At 53.8% G+C, this 1963-nt stretch carries 2 protein-coding genes; both read right to left on the bottom strand.

Annotated features, from left to right (window positions below):
• A partial coding sequence (locus tag FBQ85_29785; protein ID MDL1879322.1) for a hypothetical protein occupies positions 1 to 554 on the bottom strand: 554 nt, incomplete at its 3' end.
• A 103-nt stretch (positions 555 to 657) separates the two neighbouring features.
• Positions 658 to 1719, bottom strand: a complete 1062-nt coding sequence (locus FBQ85_29790; protein MDL1879323.1) for a cyanophycin synthetase — start codon at positions 1717 to 1719, stop codon at positions 658 to 660.
• Positions 1720 to 1963: the final 244 nt, after the last annotated feature.

The following is a 1963-nucleotide window of genomic DNA, read 5'->3' on the forward strand; positions in this document are numbered from 1 at the left end:
AACGGAAGCCGGCTGGTCAAATCATGCAGCATCGCCGGGCCGCAACTGATCGCCGGATTCAAAAAATCCCAATTGAGCTTGTGCAACACGGCGAAGAGGTAAATGATAATCACTGCCGCGCGCATGACCGGAGCAAAGCGTTCGAGCAGGGCATTCGTCGCTTCGCGATCGTTCAAACCCAGCGTGTACCAGCTCCATCCCGGCTTGCCGATCTGGCGCCGGTTTTGGTAAAGCGTCCAGAGCACGGCCAGCAGGATCGTGCCGTTGATCAGCCCCGAAGCAAACGTGTGATTGCTCAATTTCGGCCAGTGTGAGACATTGTCAGCAAAACTTGCCAGGGCCATGAATCCGAGCAGCGACACCGAACGAGGATTAAAGAGCAGCAGTATGACGGCGGCCATCGCGATATACCCCAATATCTTCCCGCTTTGCAGCCAGTGCCAGGAAAAATCCAAATGCACGAACGCCTGGCAGGCCCACAAAAACGAAAAAATCGTCAAGCGGTGCAGGCTCTTTTCTTCTCCGGGAAATTTTAGAGATTTTGTGTAACTCATGATGCGCCCCGTTAAGGTGATAAGGTCGCAGATCGACGGCTTTGCCGGTTTGTGTGAACCGGCAATCTCTAGCGCAAATAAACGCCGTGCAACAGCGCAACGATCAACGTTTCAGGATATACTCCAAAATTTCACGCGCGACCTCCGCGTTCTCAGTTTTGTTTTTGATCAAATAGTGATGGTGCAAGCCGGGATTGGTGTTGATCTCATTGATCACGCCGCCCGCGTCTTGCAGCGGATTGGTAATGTCCGGCGTGATCAAATCTACTCCGACTAATTCGAGGCGAAACAGCGCGGCGATTTCAGCGCCGATTTGGATGATCGAAGGATGAACCGAGGCGCGCACGGTTTCATTCTCCGAGGCGGAATTCTGATTCACCACGGTTTTTAATCTCACCGTTTCACCCGCCGCCGGTACGGCGCTCAATTTGTATCCGCGCTCGCGCAAACAAAGCTGGCATTCGTAATCAGCTTGCAGCGGTGAAAGCGCAACGATTTCGTCGCCCTGCAGCCGCCGGCGATTCTCCACATGCATCAATTGCGCAATGCTGTGCTTGCCGTCGCCGGTCACCACGGGCGAATCGCGGCGCACGGCATCGAGAAACTTCCCGCCCAAATACAACAGGCGATACGAGCTGCCGGCCATCTCTTTTTCGATCAACAGCCGCGTTGAGAACGTTGCGGCCCTAAGCGAAGCTTTGCGAAGCTGTTGCCGGTTGCGGATTTTGGTGGTGATGCCGTTACCTGCGCCGGTGGCGGCGGCCGGTTTCACCACACAGGCGCCGCCGATTTTCTGCATGAAATCGTATGCCTTCGCCAGACTGTGCAGAGTATATTCGCGATAATCCTGAATCGGGTAGTTCCGCTCGGAAAGGATGCGATGCACCAGGGGCTTGTTGCCGGCGAGCCGCAAACTCAGGTGATCATCCAGCATCACCTTGGATTGCAGAACAAAGGTGTATTGCGCGCCACGGCTGATTTTGGAAAAGCCATAGCCGAAGTCTTCGATTTTTGCGCCCATGCGGCCGGCGACTTCGCGCCAAAGTTGATCATAAAAGCGCTGGCGGAAGGTTTCAAATTTGGGCCGGTCAACCACGCGGTGATCGTTTACATAGCGCCGCAACCGGTGATAATAAACGGACATCTCAAGGTAGATACGCTTCATTCTGTTCGCTGACAACTCCTCGGCTTCGGCCTCTGCGCATTTTGCTGGGAATATCCCGGCGGCGATGCTTCGTTTACCGCAATGGTGTGATGCTTGCCTGCCAATCGTAAAGTTTTACCTCACTCTATATACCCCCAATTGCCATGTTATGGTGAAATTAAGTTACGGTCAAATGAAACGCAGCCCTCGTGATTCATTGCAGAAATGAAACCGAATTGCCCGACAAAACCGGTAAGTGGGAGCG

The organism is Cytophagia bacterium CHB2, from assembly GCA_030263535.1.
GTDB lineage: Bacteria > Zhuqueibacterota > Zhuqueibacteria > Zhuqueibacterales > Zhuqueibacteraceae > Coneutiohabitans.